This window comes from Chloroflexota bacterium (genome assembly GCA_034717495.1).
GTDB lineage: Bacteria > Chloroflexota > Anaerolineae > JAAEKA01 > JAAEKA01 > JAYELL01.
This window is the reverse complement of record JAYELL010000056.1, coordinates 1-22,973: the sequence shown is the minus strand read 5'-3', so window position 1 is coordinate 22,973 and position 22,973 is coordinate 1. Positions and strand designations below refer to the sequence as shown.

Annotated in this window: 15 protein-coding genes; 13 read left to right on the top strand and 2 right to left on the bottom strand. The window is 58.8% G+C overall.

What is annotated here, in order from left to right:
- Positions 1–15 precede the first annotated feature (15 nt).
- Positions 16–546, top strand: a complete 531-nt coding sequence (gene cas4 / locus U9R25_10935) for a CRISPR-associated protein Cas4 (protein ID MEA3336416.1) — start codon at positions 16–18, stop codon at positions 544–546.
- An 82-nt stretch (positions 547–628) separates the two neighbouring features.
- Here the strand turns inward: cas4 and U9R25_10930 are convergent, their stop codons facing one another.
- Together U9R25_10930 and U9R25_10925 are read right to left on the bottom strand one after the other, a co-directional pair.
- Positions 629–2,992, bottom strand: coding sequence for a heavy metal translocating P-type ATPase (locus tag U9R25_10930; GenBank protein ID MEA3336415.1), 2,364 nt, complete (start codon positions 2,990–2,992; stop codon positions 629–631).
- A gap of 34 nt (positions 2,993–3,026) precedes the next feature.
- Entirely contained in the window at positions 3,027–3,461 is a 435-nt protein-coding gene (locus U9R25_10925) for a Fur family transcriptional regulator (GenBank protein MEA3336414.1), read from the bottom strand.
- Between the two features lie 201 nt (positions 3,462–3,662).
- On the opposite strand from U9R25_10925, the gene U9R25_10920 reads away from it, so the two are divergent.
- From U9R25_10920 to U9R25_10865, 12 genes are all read left to right on the top strand, one after another.
- Entirely contained in the window at positions 3,663–6,548 is a 2,886-nt protein-coding gene (locus U9R25_10920) for an insulinase family protein (protein MEA3336413.1), read from the top strand.
- Positions 6,549–6,756: 208 nt separating this feature from the next.
- Positions 6,757–8,034: a histidine--tRNA ligase gene (gene hisS, locus U9R25_10915; protein MEA3336412.1), complete on the top strand. Its 1,278-nt coding sequence runs from the start codon at positions 6,757–6,759 to the stop codon at positions 8,032–8,034.
- Between the two features lie 61 nt (positions 8,035–8,095).
- Positions 8,096–9,010, top strand: a complete 915-nt coding sequence (locus U9R25_10910; GenBank protein MEA3336411.1) for an NAD(+)/NADH kinase — start codon at positions 8,096–8,098, stop codon at positions 9,008–9,010.
- 468 nt (positions 9,011–9,478) lie between these two features.
- Complete coding sequence (locus U9R25_10905; protein ID MEA3336410.1) at positions 9,479–10,333, top strand: tetratricopeptide repeat protein; 855 nt, start codon at positions 9,479–9,481, stop codon at positions 10,331–10,333.
- Positions 10,334–10,415: 82 nt separating this feature from the next.
- Positions 10,416–12,248 carry a DNA repair protein RecN gene (gene recN / locus U9R25_10900; GenBank protein MEA3336409.1) on the top strand — a complete coding sequence of 611 codons (1,833 nt, stop codon included), beginning with the start codon at positions 10,416–10,418 and terminating at the stop codon, positions 12,246–12,248.
- 186 nt (positions 12,249–12,434) lie between these two features.
- The gene (locus U9R25_10895) at positions 12,435–13,391 is read left to right on the top strand and encodes an SH3 domain-containing protein (GenBank protein MEA3336408.1); all 957 of its coding nucleotides are present in this window, start codon (positions 12,435–12,437) and stop codon (positions 13,389–13,391) included.
- A gap of 99 nt (positions 13,392–13,490) precedes the next feature.
- Complete coding sequence (locus U9R25_10890; protein MEA3336407.1) at positions 13,491–14,849, top strand: SH3 domain-containing protein; 1,359 nt, start codon at positions 13,491–13,493, stop codon at positions 14,847–14,849.
- 16 nt (positions 14,850–14,865) lie between these two features.
- Positions 14,866–17,787, top strand: coding sequence for a glycosyltransferase family 39 protein (locus U9R25_10885; GenBank protein MEA3336406.1), 2,922 nt, complete (start codon positions 14,866–14,868; stop codon positions 17,785–17,787).
- A gap of 122 nt (positions 17,788–17,909) precedes the next feature.
- Positions 17,910–18,344, top strand: a complete 435-nt coding sequence (locus tag U9R25_10880; GenBank protein MEA3336405.1) for a hypothetical protein — start codon at positions 17,910–17,912, stop codon at positions 18,342–18,344.
- A 121-nt stretch (positions 18,345–18,465) separates the two neighbouring features.
- The gene (locus U9R25_10875) at positions 18,466–21,144 is read left to right on the top strand and encodes a CBS domain-containing protein (protein ID MEA3336404.1); all 2,679 of its coding nucleotides are present in this window, start codon (positions 18,466–18,468) and stop codon (positions 21,142–21,144) included.
- A gap of 102 nt (positions 21,145–21,246) precedes the next feature.
- Complete coding sequence (locus U9R25_10870) at positions 21,247–21,978, top strand: Yip1 family protein (protein MEA3336403.1); 732 nt, start codon at positions 21,247–21,249, stop codon at positions 21,976–21,978.
- A 1-nt stretch (position 21,979) separates the two neighbouring features.
- Positions 21,980–22,726 (top strand): Yip1 family protein, encoded by a 747-nt coding sequence (locus tag U9R25_10865; protein ID MEA3336402.1) that lies wholly within the window; start codon positions 21,980–21,982, stop codon positions 22,724–22,726.
- The last annotated feature ends 247 nt before the right edge of the window (positions 22,727–22,973 follow it).

The window sequence follows — 22,973 nt, the reverse complement described above, 5'->3', positions numbered from 1 at the left end:
AAATGCGGTTCAATTATGTGGAAATCACTGCTAGTCGTTAGCCTGTTGTGCGTCGGTCTGGCCCTGTGGCTCGCAATCCGTGCCAGCCGTGGTCGCCGCCGCAGCGGCCTGCCGAAAGGCCGCCTGGTCTATGCCGACACAGGAAAATGGTCGGTCGTTTCTCGCCCCTACTTCTCGCGCCAATACCAACTGACAGGAAAACCTGATTACCTTGTCGAGACCCGCACGGGCCTGGTGCCGGTGGAAGTCAAACGAACATCAGCACCCGGGAATGGCACCGCCTATGACTCACACATCATGCAGCTGGCCGCCTATTGCCTGCTGATCGAGCAGGAACATGAAGAGACGCCCCCCTTCGGACTGATCCACTACAATAACGCCACCATACAGATCGATTTCACCACCGCCCTTCGCCGCCAGCTTATCGATCTCATGAAGGAAATGAGAAAGGAGGGCAGCCGCCGTAACGTGCCGCGCAACCACGAGCAGGTCGCCCGCTGCCGGGCCTGCGGCGTCCGCCACGCCTGTGGGGACGAGGCCGGTTGATGCCATAGCGGGCAGTGGTCAACGGTGTCCCTGCGACTCTGACAATCTGACCCTCTGAGACTCTGACCCTCCGACCCTCCCCCTACCGCAACAACCTCAACCCATTGGCAACCACGATCAACGTGCTGCCCTCGTGGGCCACGACGCCCAGCGGCAGCGGCACGCCTACCACGAAATTGGCAACGACCAGAATCACCATCACCCCCAGGGCAAAAGCAATGTTCTGCAGTATAATGCGACGGGCCCGGTGGCTGAGATCGACCACATAGGAGATATTTTCCAGCTCATCCGACATCAGCACCACATCCGCTGTCTCCAAAGCAACGTCGGTGCCGGCAGCGCCCATGGCAATGCCCAGGCTCGCAGCCGCCAACGCAGGGGCATCGTTGACACCATCGCCTACCATGGCAACCGAACCAAATTCACCCTGGAGCTCCTGGACGGCATCCACCTTCTCGCCTGGCAATAGGCCGGCACGATACTCATCCACACCAGTCTGTTGGGCAACCGAGCGAGCAACCCGCTCGTTGTCCCCCGTGAGCATGATGATATGTTCGATCCCCTGACCCCGCAGATCGTCCAGCGCCTGTCGTGCCTCCGGGCGAATCTGGTCGGCCACGGCAATCAGGCCGTGAAGGACAACTCCCTCTTCCTGCTCCTCTCCCAACAGCATGGCCGTTTTGCCCTGCGATTCGAGCTCGCCCATCGCGCCGCATAGCTCATTCGAAAAGGCAATTCTGTCCTGGAAGAGGTCAAGATTGCCGATCAGAAAGACCCGGCCATCCCCGGCGACAGCGCGGGCGCCGCGGCCGGTGACTGCTTCCAGTTCGTCGCAGGGCTCGAATTCCAGGCCACGATGGCGGGCTTCAGCCACGATCGCCAGAGCCAGGGGATGTTCCGATCGGGACTCAACCGACGCAGCCAGGGCCAGCAGGTCATCCTGCTCGGCGCAGCAGCCCAGTGGAATCAGGTCAGTGACCACCGGCTTGCCCTCGGTCAGAGTGCCCGTCTTGTCAAAAGCCATGGCCTTCACAGTCGCCAGACTCTCCAGATAGGCGCCACCCTTGAACAGGATTCCCTTGCGGGCTGCGTTGGCGATGCCACTCAGAATCGCTGCCGGCACCGAGATCACCAGCGCGCAGGGACTGGCAACCACCAGGAAGGTCATCGCCCGATAAAAGACATCATCGAAGGGCTGGTCCAGGAAAACGAACGGCACAATGATTGCCAGCATCGTGGCGACGATCACCCCAATCGCATACTTCTGTTCGAAGTCATCCAGAAATCGCTGCGTGGGTGCCTTTTCCTCCTGCGCATTCTCCACCAGTTCGATAATACGAGCCAACGTGCTCTCGCCCGCCAGGTGATTCACTTCTACTTCCAGCGCGCCCTGTTTATTCAGGGTGCCAGCGAACACCTGGCCGCCACTCTCGACATCGACGGGGACCGACTCTCCTGTGATGGTAGATTGATCGATACTTGAAGTCCCGCGCAGGATAGTGCCATCGACCGGCAATCGCTCGCCGGGCCGTACGAGAACCACATCCCCAAGCTTCAGATCCTCCACCCGCACCCAGACTTCAGTACGATCTCGTCTCACCAGCGCCTCTTCGGGGCGTAACGTCATCAGCGCTTCGATTGCCCGCCGGCTGCGACCCATCGCGTAGCTCTGAAGGGTATTGCTCAACGAGAAGAGGAAAAGCAGGATAGCGCCCTCCCGCCAATCGCCAATGATTGCTGCACCGATGGCAGCGAGTACCATCAACAGATCCACGTTGATGACGCCCCGCCTTAGTTCGGACAATCCTTCCCGGACCCCAAAATAGCCTCCCGTCAGATATGCCACTACGTAGAGCGCGGTCTGCCAGGTTTGCGGCAATCCAAATGCGCTTCCAATCCAGGCTGCCGCAATGCAGATTCCCGTGATAGTGGTCAGCAGGATCTCCCATTGCGATAAATCCCAGCGCTGCCAGGGCCATCGCAGGCCTTCATCCCCGGCAAGGTCACTTGGGTGGATTTTTCGTTTTACCTGGGCGCGCACGGCGGGCATGCCACCTGTCGCCACGGTGACCAGGCCAGGACGCAGGGTCACGATAGCCGCGCTGTTGCCGGCACTTTCGTCCCACAAGCCTGGATCCCGGGAATCGGCGCAGGTATCGCAGTCAAAGCCAGCCAGCATGGAAGCACAGATATCGTAACGGTGATCCATTGCAGCGCTTACCTGGGAAATCAACTGGTCAGCCTCGGGCGCAGGCAACACCGTTGGATCATACTCAAGGGTAAGTTCACCCTTCCTGACATTTAACTCGGCACTGACAAGGCCGGGGCGCGTTTCCACAGCTTGCCGCAATACATCGGCGCAGCGCTCGATCTCATCGTTGTCGCCCGATCTACCGGTTTTGCCAGTACTTCGAAACCCAAACGGAACGGTTTGTGATTGGCTCATTCGCTGTCAATCATCTTTCTTTGATAATGGAAATTCATGCCCTCTGGCATTTGTCGCAGATTCCAAACACCTCCAGGCGGGTGTTTTTTACATCGAACCCGGTGTCAGCAGCAACCTCGCTGCCCAATTCCTGCAAAGGCAACCCATCGTAGTCGACAATCCGGCCGCAGCGAAGACAGATCAGGTTGGCATGGGGCGCCAGGTTGGGCTCATAGTGGGTCTCGCTGCGGCCAAGGCCGATTTCGACAATCTCGCCCAGGTCACGCAGGGCGTTGAGCGTGTTATAGACAGTCGCGCGACTGACCGTGGGAAAACGCTCCCGCACCTGATCGAAGACAGAATAGGGCGTTGGATGGTCGGCGCTGCCGGCCAATACCTCACAGATAGCCAGGCGCTGCGGTGTCATTCGGTAGCCTGCCTGGCGAAGGGCCTCTTCCATCTGCTGGGAACGCAAAGTGGTGTGATTCATAGAACTCCTGACAAATCGATAATCATTCTTATGTTAGAATCGTTCTAAAGTATACCACGATGGGCCCCCGTGTCAAGAAAGACACCGATTGACTCCAATTTGACAGACATGGGTACCCTCAATAGACTGGGCACAACCGGGCCGGCGGTTCCGGACCGGTGCCGGAAATGATGTCGCCCGACGATGGAGGTAGCTTTCCCGATGAAACATTTTGTTCCTGCAGCGTTGATTCTGCTCATGCTCTTGGCCGGCTGTGTGCCGGTTCTTCAGCCTTCATTCCCGCCGCTCCTTGTGGCCACTTCCGATGAACCGCCTTCCAGCCAGCCGCTCGAGGCGAACCTCTTGCCCTTCGACCCGCAGGTTCGCACCGGACAGCTGGACAATGGCCTTGCCTACTTCATTCGCCACAATGAGGAACCCAAAGAACGCGCCGAACTCTGGCTCGCCATTGATGCGGGATCGATCCTCGAGAATGAAGATCAAAAGGGTCTGGCTCACCTCCTGGAACATATGCTGTTCAACGGCACGCGGCGCTTCCCAAAGACCCAATTGGTCGGCTTTCTGCAAAGCCTGGGAATCGAGTTCGGGCCCGATGTCAACGCATACACCTCATTCGACGAGACTGTCTACATGCTGCACATTCCCACCGATGATGCCTTGATCGTTCAATCAGCGCTTGACGTGTTGGAGGATTGGGCCGCTTATGCGCTGCTCGACGCAGAGGAGATCGACAAGGAACGCGGTGTTGTTGTCGAGGAATGGCGGCTGAGGGACCAAAATGCCAGCGGCCGCATTCTGGAGCAGATTTGGCCAGTGCTGCTCGAAGACTCCCTCTACGCCGAGCGTTTACCCATCGGGGATATGGATATCATCCGGGAGTCGCCGCCCGAAGCGACCCGTCGTTTTTTCGAAACCTGGTATCGGCCAGACCTGATGGCAATCATCGCGGTCGGCGATTTCGATGCCGATCTGATGGAAGCGCGTATTCAGGATCGCTTTTCCCAACTCCCACCTGCGCCGGCCGGAGAGCCCCGACGGTACTACCAGGTTCCCGCCATGGACCGTACTCGATTCCTGGTCATCAGCGACCCGGAAAACACCACCACATCTGTATCGATCGAAAACATGCACCCGGCCAGGGTCGACCGGACTACCGGTGATTTTCAAGAGTCGCTGGTGGAAGCCCTCTTCAGCGAGTTGCTCAATTTGCGTTTGGCGGAGATCGCTCGACAGGCTGATGCCCCGTTCCTCTATGCCTTTGGCAGTTCCGGCAACGTGGTGCGCCCCGTGGACAGTTACACGCTGGAGGCTGGTGTGGAAGACGATGGCGTGGTTGAGGGACTGGAAGCACTGCTCACCGAAATCGAGCGGATACGTCGCCATGGTTTCGCAGACACGGAGCTTGAACGAGCCAGGACTTCCTTCTCCCGTATCATCGAGACCATCTACAATGAGCGGGAGAACTATGACAACGCCTCCCATGCATCCGAGCTTCTCGATCATTTTCTGACAGGATCGCCGGTGATCAATGCCGATGCCTGGTATCAGTTGCTGACCCAACTCATGCCTGGCATCACGCTGGCTGAGATCAATAAAAAGGCATCGGACCTGGTTTCTGACAGCAACCAGGTCGTTATCGTGACAGCCCCGGAAAAAGAGGGATTGATCCTGCCAGCTGAGACCGAGCTGTCCCTGCTGTTTGAGACAGTCCAGGCGGCGGCAATAGCGCCCTACATAGACGAAGTGGTGACTGACCCCTTGATGGCCCGCATACCCGCCCCAGGCAAGATCGTGGCCGGGCATTCCATACCAGAACTGGGTGTCACAGAATTCCAGTTGGCAAACGGCATACAGGTCATCATCAAGCCAACTGACTTCCGCGAGGACCAGGTACTGGTCTCAGCAATCAGCCCGGGCGGCACTTCGCTCGTGGCTGACGAGGACTATCTCGCGGCAAGCTACAGCAGCCTTCTCGTCTCGCAGAGCGGAGTCGGGGACTTCGACCAGACCGCCCTGCAGAAGCTGTTGAGCGACAAGCTCGTCGGCGTTTCCCCGCGGGTTTTCGACCTGTACGAGGGCTTGTCCGGCGCATCCTCGCCCAACGACCTTGAGACCCTGTTTCAGCTAATCACCCTGTACGCCACCGAAGCTCGCATCGACGAGAACGCCTTTGAGGTCTTCAGGACCAACCAGCGCGAGTGGCTCGAAAACCGGTCACTCTCTCCCTACGATGCCTTTTCCGACGCGATCCGGCAAGCCCTGTACGGTACCGATGACATCCGTTACCGTGTGCCCACGCTGGAGGAAATCGACACGCTTGACCGGGAACGCGCGCTTGAGCTCTATCAGGAGCGTTTCGCCGACATGGGGGACTTCACTTTCACCATTGTGGGCAATATAGACGAGGACCGGGTGAAAGAGCTTGCCCGGACCTACCTGGCGACCTTGCCGTCGCAAGGTAGGGAAGAAACCTGGCGTGATTTGGCGCCAGACCTGCCCGGGGGAATCGTCGAAAAGAAGGTCTTTCGAGGCCAGGAGGATCAGTCCATAGCGCAACTTTTTTTCACCGGCACCATCGAAGCGACCAGGGAGAACGCCTTGAAACTGGATGTCCTGGCGGACCTCCTGAATATCCTGGCCATCGACGAGCTACGGGAGGAACGCAGCGCTGTGTACGCCGTCGATATCTGGTCGACAGTGTCCGACGAGCCCGATGAAACCTACCAGGTTGGCGCGTGGTTCAGCACCGATCCCGATCGGGTCGACGAGTTAGTGGATGCCCTGTTCGACCTGATCAGGGACATTCAGGAAAATGGGCCGTCACAAGAAGCTCTGAATAAGGTCAAGGAACAGCAACGCCGGGATCGGGAAGAAGCCGTGCAGACCAACGCCTTCTGGCTGAGCCAACTCGAGGATGCCTTCACCGATCCCGAGGCCGATCCGCTGGACATTCTGGCCTTCGAAGATGCCCTTGAGGCGCTGACCATCGAGGATATCCAGGCGGCCGCCAACGCCTATCTGAGCGAGGACAGTTTCATCCAGGTGGTTCTATACCCTGAGGCGCTTGAGGAAACAGCCCCGCGTTAGCTTGGGAGTCGAGGCTGTGCGCAGCCCCCGGTTTTGGGTCAGCCGGGCGCAATGACATTATTTTTCATGATGCGGAATCATGACATGCTGACATGCTGACATTCCGGTATGCTGACATTCCGACATTCTGACATGAAAACCGCTAGACATCCCGTTCCGAATCAGCTATAATGACGCCTGTAAAAATCCAAACAATGTGAGGGATTCTGTGTATCAAGCATCGCGCGGCACCAACGACATCCTGCCAGAGGATTGGCCCTACTGGCGCTATCTGCTCTCCAACATCGACCGACTTGCGAGCCTTTATGGCTTTCGGCAAATCGAGCCACCCATCTTTGAGGTCACTGATCTGTTCGAACGGGGGGCTGGCGAAGGCGCCGATCTGGTCGTGCAGAAGGAGATGTACACCTTCGAGGATAAGGGTGGCACAAGCCTGACCCTTCGACCGGAATTTACGGCAGGGGTCATGCGCGCCTACCTGGAACACGGCATGAAGGTCTTGCCGTCACCGGTGAAACTCTACTCCGTTGGCCCCATTTTTCGCCAGGAGCGCCCCCAGGCAGGACGTTATCGCCAGCATACCCAATGGAACATCGAGGTATTGGGAGAGATCGATCCCGCAGTCGATTTCGAGGTGATGTCCATCGCCTGGCAACTCTTCGAGGCCATTGGTTTCCAGGGGCTGGAGTTCCAGCTCAATTCCATTGGTTGTCCAGTTTGCCGGCCCGCACACATCGATGCCCTGGTGGCCTACTTTTCCCAATACGAGACAACTCTAAGTGATGTGGACAAACGGCGGCTGGCCGTCAACCCGCTGCGTCTGCTCGATTCCAAGGAAAAATCGGCCCAACCGCTGCTTGCCTCGGCCCCGCGCAGCATTGACTTCCTCTGCGATGAGTGCCGGGATCACTTCGATACGCTGCTGGTCTATCTGGATGAAGCCGATCTTCCCTACACCGTAAACGACCGGCTGGTTCGCGGGTTTGACTACTACACGAAAACGGTATTTGAGGTATGGGCCGAAGGAATCGGCGCCCAGGCTGCTGTGTGTGGCGGTGGACGCTATGACGGCTTGATTGAACTGCTGGGAGGTCCATCAACACCAGGAATCGGCTTCGGTAGCGGAATCGAGCGTCAGATCCTTGCCCTTAAGGCCCAGGGAATCACACCACCACCCCTGGACGCGCCGGTCGTGCAGGTGTCCTATATCGGCAAAGGCGACGTAGGTCGTCGGACAAAGAATGCGGCAGTGGGGCTGGTGCGGGAACTGCGTCAGCTCGGCATTGGCGCGTTGCTGCCTTTCGGCGACCGCAGCCTGAAAAGCCAACTGAAATCAGCCAACCGGGCGGGAGTCGCCTTCGTCGTGATTGTCGGTGAGGACGAGCTGGAAAGCGGACAGGCAACGGTGCGAAATCTCTCCGACGGCAACCAGCAGTCCATCGCGTTGACAGCTGTCGCGTCCTGGTTGACACAGCAACTCGCGTAACAGGCCTCTCGATAACGACCAGGTTTCTGCCAACTCGATCAACGCGCCACGGACCCAGCCAATGAACACGGACGAGATGCAGTCGACCAATATATCGCCCGATGACGCCGAGTGGCATCAGACCCCACCCAGTCGCATCGGCATCCTTTTCCATCCGCACAAGCCAGAGTCGAAAGAGCTTGCGCTGGAAATGGCGGCCATGCTGGAAGAGCAGGCCTGTGCCTTCTGGATAGGTTCCGCCTGGGACGACGAGGCGATCGAGGATCAGCTCCCTGATCTCGATATGTTGATAACCCTGGGGGGCGATGGTACGATCTTGCGGGCTGCTCGCCTGGGCGCCAGCTACGCCATTCCAATTCTGGGCGTGAAGATGGGCCGGCTGGGGTTTCTGGCCGAGGTCCAGCCCGATGATTGGCGTGATCCCATGGAAGAGGTATTGACAGGCCATTATTGGCTGGAACGCCGGTTGATGCTGGATGTGCGTATGCAGCGAAATGGACCGGTCCAGGACGAACAGGACCAGGATTTGCATTTTCAGGCGCTCAATGATGTGGTTGTCAGCCGTGGCGGCCTGGCCCGGCTGGTTCGGGTTGCCACCTCCATCGACGGCGATTATTTGACCACCTATGCCGCCGATGGAGTCATCGTTGCCACACCTACCGGTTCCACCGGATATGCCCTGGCAGCCGGGGGTCCCATTCTGCCGCCCGAACTTCGCAATATCCTCCTGATACCGATCGCTGCCCATCTGAGTCTCGACCGCGCGGTCGTGCTCTCTGAGGGTGCTACAGTCTCTCTGACGGTAGACTCCGATCATGATGTGATCCTGACCGTGGACGGACAGTTCAAGGTTGAGGTGCAGGACGGCGACGTCGTAAACATCTGTACCAGCACCGATTCCGCCTATTTCGTCCGATTGCGCTCGCCTGCCTACTTTTACCGCAGCCTGATGGAGCGCCTCAAGTGGCACTTTTGAAAACACGCGAACGCCATCCCCCCGACCTGGACAAGCCAGAGGAACCCTGATTGCGCAGACCTTCGGTGCAGATTCTCGCTGATCTTTTCTGATATCTGATCAGCGTTTATCGGCGGTTATCAGCGGTTATGATTTTTCTCTGATTTCACCGCTGATTTACGCAGACCTCCGGCGCAGATTCACGCTGATCTCTCTGATCTTTTTGGATTGATCAGCGTCCATCTGCGTTGATCCTTCGGCTACGCTCACCATCAGGTGCCCCGGAGTGGGCAGGACAGCGCTGCGGTACATCCTTGTTTGGTTCATAGCTAATTGTCTTGCACACTGGGCAAGAATCTGACTCGTGAGGTACCAATGACGGAAAAATTGTATGCGGATAGAATGTAGTGTATACTGCGACAGCCTGGCGCAAGCGCCAGGCATCTTGTGGTATTGAAAAGAATTTATCCTTGGCTCAAAAGAGAATTTATGAATCCAGATGAGATAACCTTAACCCTTTCAGAATTACTGGACCAGGCCGCAGCCGCAGCGAGCGTTGGCGACCAGGAAGAGGCGGAGCGGCTCTATCGCCGCGCAACGGAACGCTCGCCAGCCAACTCCAGAGCCTGGCTCGGCCTGGCCAGTGCAGTCCAGGATCCAGAAGAAAAACAAGCCTGTCTGGAAACGGTGCTGGAGATCCATCCGCACAACGGTGAAGCTCGCGCCGCCCTGGAACGCCTGGGAACCACGGTTCCGCCACCACCACCGGAGGCGGCCGGCAACGGCACACCCTCGGCGATCACGCAGGAGCATGACGACCACGATCACATCCCGGTCGAAAGCGATGAAGTGCTCTTTTGCGCCAATCATCCAACTGTGGAAACCACATTGCGCTGCAACAGATGCGGTAAACCGGTATGCACCCAATGCGTGGAACTGACCGAGGTTGGCTATCGCTGCAAGACCTGCATTCGAGAGCAACAGAATGTCTTCTTCAATGCCGTGAACGGCGACTACGTGATCGTGGCTATCGTCAGCTTCTTACTGGCAGCCATCGCCGCGCCCATTATCGGCCTGTTGTTTGGCATGTTTGGCCTGTTCTTCGGCTTGATCATCGCCTTTTTCCTGGGACCAGCCGTTGGCGGCGCCGCAGCAACGTTGATTCGCCGCTCGGTCAGCCGCAGGCGCGGTCGACATCTGGGCGCCGTCGCCGTGGTCGGCATAATTCTGGGCATGGTGGTTGGCACGTTGCTTGCCGTGCCCTTTGGCATAGGCATCAATTTGCTTCCGCTTGGCCTTTTCCTTTTCCTGGCCTTGAGTACCATCTACGCTGCGCTGCGTTAGCGATACTGTACCATACCAGGTTGGGGGTTCAAACCGAAAAAGCTACCCTGTACAAGCTGCATAATCACGATCGATTGTCACCATGCTCTCTGAACTTCACATCAGCAACTTTGCCATCATCGATGACCTGCGAGTAAGTTTCGGCGCCGGCCTGAATGTATTGACAGGCGAAACTGGCGCAGGCAAGTCGATTATCATCGATGCCGTGGACATGCTTTTAGGTTGCCGGGTCGGCCAGGAGGTTATCCGGGCTGACGCATCGCGAACCCAGGTTGAAGGGTTTTTTTTGCTGGACTCACCCTCGGCAACGGCCGTAGAGGCTCTGCTGGAACGTGAAGGCCTGGAAGGTGACGACGAGCACCTGCTGACTCTTTCCCGGGAACTGCGACGAGGGGGGCGTTCAGTAGCCCGCGTCAACGGGCGATCCGTGTCCCTGGCCGTGTTGCGAGAGATCGGTAACCATCTGGTGGACATCCACGGGCAGACCGATCACCTCTCCCTGATGCGCCAGCGCGAGCACATCAACCTGCTGGACCGTTATGCGGACCTCGCGATACCAAGAGCGGAGGTATCGGCTGCGGTGCGAAAACTGATCGCCGTGCGCAAGGAGTTGGCTACCTTGCGCCATGACCAACGGGAACTTGCCCGTCGCCTGGACCTCCTCAACTTCCAGGTGGAGGAAATCCAGACCGCCGCCCTCGAGCCAGGCGAGGGAAAGGCGTTGGAAGCTGAGAGACGGCGGCTTGCCAACGCCGAGCAGCTCATCCGCCTGACCGATTCCTCCCGGCGTTTCCTGGTAGAGGGCAACGACGAGCAGGCCGCGGCCCTCGATCTGGTCAGCAACGCCTCGGGAGAGTTGGCCCGGCTGGCCAGCATCGATCCCGATACCGAGTCCTTGCTGCAGAACGCCGAGAGCCTCAACGATCAACTTGACGATCTCGCCCGTTCCCTGGAAGTATACGCCAGCCAGGTGGAGTTCAACCCGGAGCGGCTGGTCGAGGTTGAAGAGCGGCTCAACTTGATTTTCAATCTCAAACGAAAATACGGCGACACGATCGAGGAGATTATCGCCTTCGGTGAGCGCGCTCACAGCGAGTTGCTGGCGTTAAACAACGCCGAGGTGCGAACCGCTGAGTTGGAGGAAGAAGAGAATCGCCTGCGGATTCGCATCGGACAGCTGGGTGCAACACTGTCCAGAACCCGCCGCCAGGTGGCTGAAGCCATGGCCGCCGCCGTCGAACGGGAGTTGCACGATCTGCGTATGGCCAGGGCCCGGTTTTCCGTAGAATTTCAATGGAGCGAGGATTCCGAGGGGGCAGTGGTAACCGAAGACGACACCCCCCAGAACCTGCCCCCTGGTTGTTATGCCTTCGACAGCAACGGCCTGGATCGGGTGGAGTTCCTGGTCACGGCCAACCCTGGCGAACCTCTCAAACCCCTGGTGAAAGTAGCATCAGGCGGCGAGACGTCACGCCTGATGCTGGCATTGAAGACGGTGCTTGGCCGAGCCGACGAAACCCCCACGCTGATCTTCGACGAGATCGACGTAGGCATCGGGGGACGGGTAGGCGCCACCGTTGGCCAGAAACTCTGGGGGCTGACGCACTTGCAGAGCGACCGCAGCACCGCTCAGTTGCAGGGAAAAGACTCCCATGCGGCCAACCATCAGGTGCTCTGCATCACACATCTGCCCCAGCTGGCTGCCTACGGCGACACCCATTTCACCATCCGCAAGCTAGTCGTAGATCAGCACACTCGCACCGACGTGGTCAAGCTGAGTGGTGACGAGCGGGTCCAGGAGCTTGCCGCCATGCTTGGCAGCAGCACCGATGCCGGCCGGGAGTCGGTGACAGAGATGCTCGCCGAGGTGGCCGAGGTCAAACCTCTCTGCCCGCCACCCAGACGTTTTGACTGAGCACTACCCGATTGGAACCTGTTCTCTGCCACCGACGTCCAACCGTCAGCAACGGCAGTTATCCGAATTCGTCGTCCAGAACCGGCGGCACCCGCTTTGGGGCCATTTTCAACCGCCATGAGCCAACCTTCTCGCGAAACTTCGGCCTCCAGACTTTGGCTGGCCACACTGGTATGTCTGGTCCTGATGACCAGCGTGGGATGCTCCCTGGGTCGAATCCTGCTCGGTGACCCAACGCCAGTCCCAACGCTCGAAGCGCCCACGCCGCTGCCCACCTGGACCCCTTCCCCGGAGGGCCAACTCTCTCCCGCCGAAATCGCAACGATGACCGTGGTGGCTGGGATATCCTGGCCAACTCTGACGCCCACCTTTACGCCGGCGATTCCACCGACACAAACCCCAACTTTCACGCCCGCGCTGCCGCCAACACCAATGCCGACTCCCACGCCCGAGGCCTATGTGGTCATCAAGGCACCCATTGTCAACGTGCGTGAGGGTCCCAGTATCGCCTATCCGATCGTGGGCCAGGTGAACCAGGGAGAGCAATACACCCTGATCGGCAGAAACGACGCCTCAACATGGTGGAAGATCTGTTGTTTCAGCGGCAGGGAGGTCTGGATCACCGCCCAGTTAACCACGCCAGGCGGGTCCCTGAACTCGGTCCCTGTTGCCTCGGCCCCGCCGCCACCACCGACGGCGTTTCCAACCAGTACCCCGCTGCCAACAAATACGCCGCGGCCTGCCTATCCCTTCGATGTCGGCGACGGCCCCCATTTTTTCGAATCCAATAACCCCTGGCTCACAATCTTTGTCAAGGCATTCACCGGCCTTCCACCCATCTTCCTGCCTGTGCCAGGCTATCGCCTGCGGGTGCTTCGCAACGGCGTAGACGTCAGCGAATCCGATGTCACCCGCGGCGTGTTCGAGCTCTCTGCACCCTTCCTCGAAGATGACCCCGATGCCTTTGGCAGCCGTCGTGAATACAATTTGAAGTACGAGTTTTTCCCCGACGCCGGCGAGGCCAGTTGGACCATATACATGACCGATGGGTCGGGAGCACAGTTGTCGCCCGAAGTTACCTTTGATACCCATGCAACTGGCGGCGTCCGGGAGGTCTACGTCGGCTTTTTCGATTTACGTTGATATCTGGACGCCCTCGATCTCTTGTGATATACTACGCGACCGGTCAGCCTGAATGGTGACCCTGTTTGTGTGGAATTTGCTTGCCAGGAGGTCGATTCTTTGCGATCGTCCAAGCTGATTTTCCTTGCAGCGATGGCGCTGCTGATTATTACACCGGGATGCGCCCTGGTCAACGCTTTTGTTGACTACCCAACGCCCACGCCGGTGGTACAGCGCGCCTTGCGCCCGACCTTCACCCCGACACCACTGCCCGAGAACCTTGCCGAATTGCAGGCGCCGCCAGAGCCGCCTCCCCTTGAGGTTGCCGAGGTAGCTGCTGCCCCACAAGGCGCAGCAGCTGAGCAGGCTGCCCAACCGCATCCTTCCCCAACGGCAACTTTCCCGGTGATCGGCGCCATCGAACCCGCGCCGGCCCCGTCTGAACCGAATCCCAGCGAAGAACAGCCGGCCGCCGCCGAGGCGCCCGAGCCGATAGCAACCCCTACCCCCTTCATTGAAGTCGAAGCAGAGTCTGTAGCCGTGTGGTTCGGACCGGGAACAGCCTATGAAAAAATGGGCGACCTGCCAACCGGCACTCAGCTCGCGATCGTAGGCCGCAGTGAAGCCTGGGATTGGTGGCAGGTCTGCTGCCACAATGATCAGACCGTCTGGGTCCAGCGCGATCAGGTAACCGGCCGGGGTGGGCTGGAGGCTATCGCGATGGCAACCGGTATCCCTGAACCACCGACAGCAACGCCGGTGCCGACGGCTACACGGCAGCCGGTCCCCCAGGTTGTCGTGCAAAGTGCACGTGTCAATGTGCGCTCAGGTCCGGGAACCAGCTTTGAAAAAATCGGGCAAATCAGCCAGGGCAACCGGCTGGATATTACGGGGCGAAATCCTGACAGCCAATGGTTCCAGATATGCTGCGTCGATGGGCAGCAAGGCTGGGTCACGGCCGATCTCGTCCGGGTAGAGGGACCGGTCGAAAAGGTCGCCGTCAATCTGCCCACAGCAACACCGGCACCGTCGCCTACCGCCGTCGCGGTTGCCGCGGCAGGTACACCATTGCCACCACCCACACCCGATGCATCCGCACTCGAACTGTCCTTGTCGCAATCGGAAACCTTCCCATTCAATGACCGGGACTATCTTCGGGTTGGGGTAAAGGTCAGCGACGATGAGAACAATCCCCTGGGTGACTACTACCTCCGCGTTCAGAACGAGACCACAGGACAGATCTGGGTATCACGCCCCAGCGGCGGTCTGGCCTGGCAATATTCGGCGCCCAGCGACGATTTCGATGACTTTCGCGAGATAAACATCGATTTCAATACGATCGGAAAATCACCCCTGATCGGCCACAGTTTCATCATCTGGTTGGTAGATGGCAGCGGTAGCCAGGTAACATCTCAGGTAACCTTCGGCCACGAGGGGGATGATACACAATGGCTGTATCTGGCCTTTTCCGCGCAGTAGTTGATCCACCTGCCCAATGCGCTCCAGGACTGCCGGCCGCGCCGTAGCACTCTTGACGCTGCTGGCCCTGGCGTTACGGGTAGCACGACTCGACTTCCAACCCCTTTGGTGGGATGAGGGATACAGTGTCTGGTTTGCCAATCAGCCACTGATCCAGATGCTCCTGCTGACAGCCGAAGACATCCATCCCCCCCTGTACTACACCATGTTGGGCGGCTGGAGTTCCTTGTTTGGACTATCCCCGGTTGCCCTGCGTCTCTTTTCCGTCGCTGCCGGCGTCCTCGCCATCCCGCTGATCTACCTGGTTGGGCGCTGGCTTGGCGGGCCGATCACCGGTGTTCTGGCTGCATTCCTTCTCGCCATTAATCCTTTCCACATCTTCTATTCACAGGAAGTCCGAATGTATGCCCTGGTGACCCTCTACAGCCTGATGGCGACCGGTTCAGCCGCCCGCTGGCTGGGAGTGCGTTTCAGGTCGAACGCAGCGGGTCAACTCGATAGCTCAGGCTACATCGAACGCACTGACTGGGCCTGGTTGTTGGGCTACCTGCTTTTTATCGTTCTTGCTCTCTACACCCAGTACTATGCCGGATTCCTGGCTGCCGGTCTGACTGTCGCCGGACTCTGGCTCCTTTGGCGGCGCAAAGAGCCGGGCAAGCGAGCCGTTCTCTGGTTGGCTGCCCAGGCCGTTGCCCTGCTGCTCTACCTGCCCTGGCTGCTCTTCGCCACACCCCGACTCGTGGCCTACGTGTCGCAGAAGGTGGTTGCCGACTCAGACCGTCCCCTGGGAGCCATCGAGTATCTGGCCCGGCACCTGTCTGCCTTTTCGACCGGCCACCTCGAAGGTTTATTGACACGGTGGTGGGTCCTCGGCCTCCTGGGATTGTTGCCACTGTTCTGGGCACTGCTGGTCTGGTGGTCAGAGCGAAACAGTGCCGGAAAAAGCCTCGATCCGGTCGCCGGCGATTCGCGCAGACAACCGGCCTGGGAAACCGTCGGATTCCTCCTGCTTGCACTGCTGGTGGTACTGATGTTGGGCTGGCTGGTCAATCTGACCTTTCCCTTTTTCCCCGATCGGGCAGAGCGCTTACTGCTATTGGCTTTGCCCCTTTTCCTGTTGCTCATCAGCACCGCCCTGGTCTGCGCTTGGAACAGTGTCACCCGAAGACAGCTGGATGGTTCAGACAGGAATCGTCTTCCCCTGGTGTTGACCCTCATCCTGTTCGCCGGCCTTTCGCTGCTCTCCCTGCTGGCTTTCTTCACCGTGCCCCGCTATGCCGAAGAAGATTATCGCCCGTTGATTGGGCAAGTCAATCAATGGGGAAAGGCAGAGGACAGGGTGATCTCCGTTTTTCCCTGGCAAGTGGGCTACTTCTGGAGCTACGGGAGGCAGGAGGGCGCGCAGCCCATTTTGTTACCTCCTCACTATTGGAATGACGAAGCCGTGCAACTGGTTGACGATGCCCTGGAAAATGGCAACGTGTGGTTCCCGGAACACCTCTCCCTCGGTGGCTTACTCGAAAGCCAAATCGAGGACTATCTTTGGTCGAATAGCTATAATCTGGCCAACCGTTGGTACAGCCCCAGCACCAGACTCACCGGCTGGGCAAGTCCCGATCGCATCTTTGAATTCGTCGATGCCGGCGATGCGGCTTTCGCCAATGGTGTACAGCTGGCTGACTCTCACTTTGGGCCTTCCCCTCTCCCCGCTGCCAATCAGACTCTCCTGGTTGACCTGGCGTGGGAGAATAAAGGAGCGTTGAGCACGCGGGCGGTCAGCCTGCGCCTGGCAGACGACGCAGGACACACCTGGGCCCAACAAGACCTGACCGCCCATGAAACGGCAGGGCCCGATCGACTGGCAATGCTTGTGCCCGCCGGCACCCCACCGGGCGAATACGAGCTGCGGTTAGGTCTCAGCGAGAAACCGGGCGGACCAGCCTTCGATTTCATCGGTCCCGATGGACGAACCCAGGGGACAGAGACAATTCTGGGGCAGGTCCGGATAGAGCGACCCGATGATCCGCAGTCGATAGAAACCCTTGCTTTCGATATCCCTGTCAATCAGCCGCTCGGTGATGCCGTCGACCTGCTGGGCTACAGTGTTTCCCGAGGCCCCTTGACACCCGGGCATGATTTACAGGTCAACCTCTTCTGGCAAGCGTTACCTGACCTCGGACAGATCCAGAACGATCTCCATCTGTTCCTGCAACTGGTCGACGGCGATGAAAGAGTGGCGGCCGCATGGCAGGGACCACCAGTATCCTGGTATCCAACTGGAGACTGGCAGGCGGGGGAACTGGTGCGCAGCCAACACCTGTTACGACTTCCGGCTGGGGCGATGGATGGCAAGTACGCCCTCATCACTGGCCTGTTCGACCCGCAAACCGGCCAGAGGCTGCCGAAAAGTGGGCAGGTTTTGGGATCGGGCCAGGACTTCATTCATCTCGCAGAATTCGAGGCCGTGGACCGCGATCATGTCATGACTTCACCGCAACTTGATTATCCGTTTGCTGCCGACCTCCAGCAGCTGGGCCGCCTGGTCGGCTATGGTTTATCGAGCGACACATTCTCTCCCGGTGAATCCCTGGAAGTCGATCTGATCTGGCAGGCGACAGAGACGACTGGAGAGCGTCTTTCTGTTTTCGTCCACCTTCTGGACGATTCGGGCAACTTCATTGCTCAATCGGACGGTGAGCCGGGAGAGGGCAACCTCCCGACCTCAAGTTGGGTACCCGGAGAATATCTGAGCGATCGTCACCTCTTGCCCATCCCGCCGGACTGCGGCAACCGCGCGGGCTGTCCTGAACAAGCGAGAATAGTCGTTGGTATCTACGACCCGACCAGTGGCACCCGCCTCTTGTGGGTCGATGCTGATGGCCAGCCGGTCGCAGACTCCCTGGATCTTCCGACACCCGTCGGGATTCGGCGCGACTAACGACCCCTCAGAAACGTATAACAGAGTAGTGACCACATTCGTTTCACGCGCATGCGGTTCCGCAGACGATTTGAAGCGACCGTTCTGCTCGCTTCTTACTGACACAAGCAAAGGAGACCCCAATGAGCGAAGAGAAAAAAACAACAGGCCCGGCATCCGAGGAACCGGTGGTGGAGGAAACTGCCGCCGACGCTACGTCGGAAGAGGTCTGGGTTGAGATTGGCAATCTGGGTGACAAGGTAGCCGGTGCTATCCGCAGCGCCTGGGAGAGCGACGAGCGTAGAAAAGCCGAGGTGGAGATTCGAGAGGCCCTGAAAACCGCGGGCACCCAGCTTGATGGCATCTCCGAGGATCTGCATGCCAGCGAGGTTGCACAAGACCTGAAAACCCAGGCTTCCCGGATGGTTGGTACCGTCGAGGAAAGCCAGGTAACGCAGGAGGTTCGCAAAGGCCTGCTGCTGGGCTTACACAAGCTGAACGAAGAACTCAACCGCTTGCTGAACCCATCCGAGGAAGAACCTGCCGAGGACGCTGCTCAGGAATCCACAACCGATTAGTATCAGTGATCGATGGTCTTCGATCTTCGGACCGCGGACCGCGGTCTTCGGTCCGCGGTCTTCGGGCGGCTATTGACAATTCACAATCTCCCTGTGGTATAATCATCGGTGGAGATCCTCAATGGCTGGCAAAAAATTCACAGTCATCCTGACGCACGAACATACCGACTTCGATGGGCTGGCCTCCATGCTTGCAGCACACAAACTGCATCCTCACGCCATCCCTGTTTTGCCGCGCTGCCTCAACCGCAACTTGCAGGAGTTCCTGGCCCTCTACCGCTCTGCTCTCCCCTTCCGCCGGCAGGAGGACCTGCCGCGTCGCCAGGTAGACTACGCCATCGTTGTCGATACGCAGACCTATTCCACCGTCAAGGGGATGAAACCTGATACGCCGGGCCAGATCGTCGATCACCATGTACAACAGCGCACCCCGGACCAGGGATGGACCTTCGATGGCGAGGAGGTTGGAGCTACAACCACCTTGCTCGTGGAGAAAATTGCCCGGCGCCAGATTGAGGTCTCACCGGTCGAGGCCACACTGCTGCTTCTGGGAATCTACGAGGACACCGGTTCCCTCGTATACATTGCCACCACGGCACGAGACCTGCAGGCAGCTGCATGGCTCATTGAACAAGGTGCCAACCTGCAGGTCGTAGGGCGTTTCCTGCATCACCCGTTGACCCCGGAACAACTTGACTTGTATACCGCTCTGACAGAGAGCAATCGCGTCTACGATATTGCCGGGCATTCCGTCGTAGTTGCCAGTGCCAGCGCGCCCGGGTTTGGCGACGAGATCAGCACCCTCGCCCACAAAATTCGCGATGTCTATGAACCATCGGGATTGTTCCTGATCGTCGATTTGGGCGACCGCATCCAGGTTGTAGCCCGCAGCGCGACCGATGCCGTCGATGTTGGTTCGATCGCTCTCAAGATGGGTGGCGGTGGGCATCCCCGAGCCGCCGCCGCCCTGGTCCGTGGCAAGAGTCTGACCGAGGTAGAAGTCACACTGCTCAGCCTGCTTCAGGAGTCGGTCAAGCCGCTGGTGACGGTCGAAAAGATCATGACCCACGGCTATCCAGCGACAGTTCCCCCCTCCACAACCATCGAAGAGATGGTCGGCATCCTTCAGCGCTATGGGTTTGAGGGCTATCCGGTGGTCGAAGAAACGAGCAGCGACGAAAATGGCAAACGATCCGCCCACGTCAACGGGCTCCTGGGAAACATTACTCGCCGCCAGGTTGATCGCGCCGTGCAGCATGGCCTGGCAACCCATACCGTCAATCGCTACATGCGTACGGGCCGTGTGACCGTCACTCCCGAGGCGGGCATCAACGAACTGCAGAAACTGATGATCGAATCAGGCTGGGGCCAGATTCCGGTGATCGACCCCACCAGCGAGATGATCATTGGCATCGTTACCCGTACCGACCTCATCAAACTGTGGGGGGAACCTGACAAATCCTCCCGGCGCGAGGAAATCGCGCTGCGCATGGAAACCGCCCTGCCCGATGCCCTACTGGCCCTTCTGCGCCTGGCAGGCCAGTCAGCCAATGAATTGGGGTTTCCCCTGTACGCCGTGGGTGGTTTCGCCAGGGATCTATTGCTGGATCGGCCCAACTTCGATGTTGATCTGGTCGTCGAGGGAGATGCCATCGCGCTTGCCCGGCGCCTGGCCCGCCGTCACGGCGGGCGCGTGCGCAGCCACAAGCGTTTCGGCACAGCCAAGTGGATTCTGCCCGAGTCTGGCGACGAGTCCGGCAGCGCGGATGATCCGGATGCCCTGATTGTCGCCCTGAACCATATCCTGGCACCCCCTGCCGCCCTTGATTTCGTAACGGCACGAACCGAATTCTACGCCGAGCCCACTGTGCTGCCTGCGGTTGAACATGGTTCCATCAAACTGGATCTTCACCGGCGTGACTTCACCATCAATACCCTGGCAGTCTCGCTGAACCCGGACCGGTGGGGAGAACTATTGGACTTCTACGGCGGCGAACGCGACTTGAACGACGGGCTGATCCGCGTCCTGCATACCCACAGTTTTGTGGACGATCCGACGCGCATCCTGCGCGCTGTGCGTTTTGAGCAACGTTTCGGATTTCAGATCGAACAACGCACAGGCGAGCTGATCCAGGACTCTCTGGATCTTCTGGATCGTATCAGCCCGGCCCGAGTGCGCCACGAGTTGGAACTTATTCTCGCCGAGGCCTTGCCAGAGCAATCCCTCGCCCGACTGGAGGAACTGGGCGTTATCAGCCACATCCATCCTGCATTGACAACCGACAGCTGGGTGGTCGACCGCTTTCGCAGATTTCGTGAAAGCCGGCGTTCTTCCGACCTGGATGCCGAGACCGATCAGCTCTATTTCGCCATCTGGACCTACCGCTTGCCGCGGGAAGAGTTGACCGCCCTTGATAAGCGCCTGACCCTGATGCGAAGCTCGATGGCACTTCTCGAGAATCTCCATGACTTCAAGGCGCAGGTGCAAGCCCTCGAAAACGAGAATCTATCGCGCAGCCAGGCATATCGCCTCCTGAAGCCGACACTCGCGGCCAGCCGCTTCCTGATGAGAATCATCAGCGATTCTCAAGTCGTCCGATGGTGGATCGATCTCTACGAAGGGGAATTGATGAAGGTCAAACCCTATCTCGGCGGAGAGGACCTGATGGCCCTCGGTCTGCGTCCCGGTCCCGCCTTCAAGAAGATTCTTGATACCGCCCGTGATGCCTGGCTGGATGGTTCAGTGACCTCCGAAGCTGAAGAGCGGGCATTGGTCAAGGCGCTGGCAGAATCTCAGTAGGGGCAGGGAGACCCTGCCCTCCGCCTACAGGGTTTCCCTGCCCACAATCGTCAACCCATTTGAAACGCACCCGAATCGAATTAGTATACGAGGAGGTTAACCGTGCAGACAATCAAACGAAGTTCCGGCCTGCTTTGGGACGCCCTGTTCCTGCAGAAGCGAGCCTATGCAACGATGAGAGACGACGACAACCCCTTTGTCGATGGCCTGTTCATCCTCGTGATGCTGGGCGTGGCCGCGGCTCTGGCTGGCATCATCGGCACGACACTGGAGTGGGCCAGTTCCCCGGACCTGGGTGAAATACGGGAGATCATCCTGCCAAACCTTCAAGCCATGCCCGGGTGGGATATGATGGCCCAGGAGGGCGGAGAAGAAGCCCTGGCCATGTTCCAGCAAGTCTGGGATATGAACTGGCGAATTGTGGAGTTCTTCATGCCACATCCAGGAACAGCCGCGGCGGGACTCATCCTGACCCCCCTTGGCCTGATCGTCGGTTGGCTGGTGATCGGCGTACTGGCACACCTTCTGGCCCGCCTCTTCGGCGGCGTCGCCAGCTTGAGCCAGACATTGGGGGTCACCGCCCTGGCAGAAGCTCCCCAACTTCTATTGCTCCTAACCGCCATCCCCTTCGTCACGGTAGCCGGAATCACGGTCTGGACCCTGCTTTGTCGCTACATGGGCCTGCGGGTAGCCCATGAGTTGACCTGGCCGCGGGCCATGTGGGCGGCGCTCCTGCCCCCTCTGATCGTCGGACTGCTGATCGCTATCCTGTTCGGCACGGGAGTCGCTCTCTTCGGCGCCACGATGGCTATGTCGTTTACAGGAGGGCTGTGAGATGGATAACCTGACTACGTATCTCAAAGGCATCCTGACGCTGGATACGGCTACCTACGAACGAATGCGCGATTCCAGCGATGCCATGAAGAAAGGCATCTACATCTTCGTGATAGCGTTTTTGATCGCCGGCAGTCTGCAGTTCGTCGTAAGCTTCGTGGACAATCTTCAGCCATTCGGCCCGGAAGAGGCCAATGAGATCAAAGCGCAGATCGAGCAACAGATGACGATGATGCAGCAGTTCGCACCGCCCGATGAGGAAGGCCAATTCGCCCTCGACATGATGATGGACAACCTGGACGCCGGGTTGACAATCGGTAGCGAGATCGACAGCCTTGAGACCCCGTTGCCCAGACCAATCGCTCGCTTCTTCCAGTCCTTTGGCGCCTGGCTGAGCAGACCATTCAGCCGCCTGGCGATGTGGATGTTCTACGGCATTTGGGTTCTTTTGTTTGCCAAATTACTGGGAGGCAACGGCGGCATCGACCGCTTCCTGGGCGTGACAGCCCTGTCGTCGATCCCCCACGTCCTGGCAATCCTGGGTCCCATTCAATGCGCCGGCACCCTCCTGGCCCTGGTCGGCTGGGTCTGGGCGATTGCGATCTACATCAAAGGGGTGGAGGTAAGCCAGCGGTTTAGCTTTGGCAAGGCAGCCCTGGCGACCTTCCTGCCCGTTCTGATCGTGATTGGGTTGGCAGCACTGTTCGGAATCGGTGGCCTCGGGCTTCTCATTGTTTCAGCCAACTAAATGGCACCGAAGTCCCGGAGCGGCGTGGCGGAATGTCAGAATGTCGCAGAGTCGCACGCCGACAGGCGGCCCTTTCGGGCGACGATGAGTGCCGCCAGCCCGCCACGCTAGCAGACTAGCAAGCGGTGCGAGAGCTAATTAGATCGAACAAAATCCTGTCCACTCTATGCGGCCAAATTGAGCACTCTGACCCAGTCAGGGTCGAAGTTTGAGCTTAAAAATGGACAACACTTCCTTCGAGTTAATT

Bases quoted from the DNA above. Each gene is read 5' to 3' on its own strand.
- cas4 (MEA3336416.1), top strand. From the start codon at position 16: ATGTGGAAATCACTGCTAGTCGTTAGCCTGTTGTGCGTCGGTCTGGCC.
- U9R25_10930 (MEA3336415.1), bottom strand. From the start codon at position 2,992: ATGAGCCAATCACAAACCGTTCCGTTTGGGTTTCGAAGTACTGGCAAA.
- U9R25_10925 (MEA3336414.1), bottom strand. From the start codon at position 3,461: ATGAATCACACCACTTTGCGTTCCCAGCAGATGGAAGAGGCCCTTCGC.
- U9R25_10920 (MEA3336413.1), top strand. From the start codon at position 3,663: ATGAAACATTTTGTTCCTGCAGCGTTGATTCTGCTCATGCTCTTGGCC.
- U9R25_10910 (MEA3336411.1), top strand. From the start codon at position 8,096: ATGAACACGGACGAGATGCAGTCGACCAATATATCGCCCGATGACGCC.
- U9R25_10905 (MEA3336410.1), top strand. From the start codon at position 9,479: ATGAATCCAGATGAGATAACCTTAACCCTTTCAGAATTACTGGACCAG.
- recN (MEA3336409.1), top strand. From the start codon at position 10,416: ATGCTCTCTGAACTTCACATCAGCAACTTTGCCATCATCGATGACCTG.
- U9R25_10895 (MEA3336408.1), top strand. From the start codon at position 12,435: ATGACCAGCGTGGGATGCTCCCTGGGTCGAATCCTGCTCGGTGACCCA.
- U9R25_10885 (MEA3336406.1), top strand. From the start codon at position 14,866: ATGCGCTCCAGGACTGCCGGCCGCGCCGTAGCACTCTTGACGCTGCTG.
- U9R25_10880 (MEA3336405.1), top strand. From the start codon at position 17,910: ATGAGCGAAGAGAAAAAAACAACAGGCCCGGCATCCGAGGAACCGGTG.
- U9R25_10875 (MEA3336404.1), top strand. From the start codon at position 18,466: ATGGCTGGCAAAAAATTCACAGTCATCCTGACGCACGAACATACCGAC.
- U9R25_10865 (MEA3336402.1), top strand. From the start codon at position 21,980: ATGGATAACCTGACTACGTATCTCAAAGGCATCCTGACGCTGGATACG.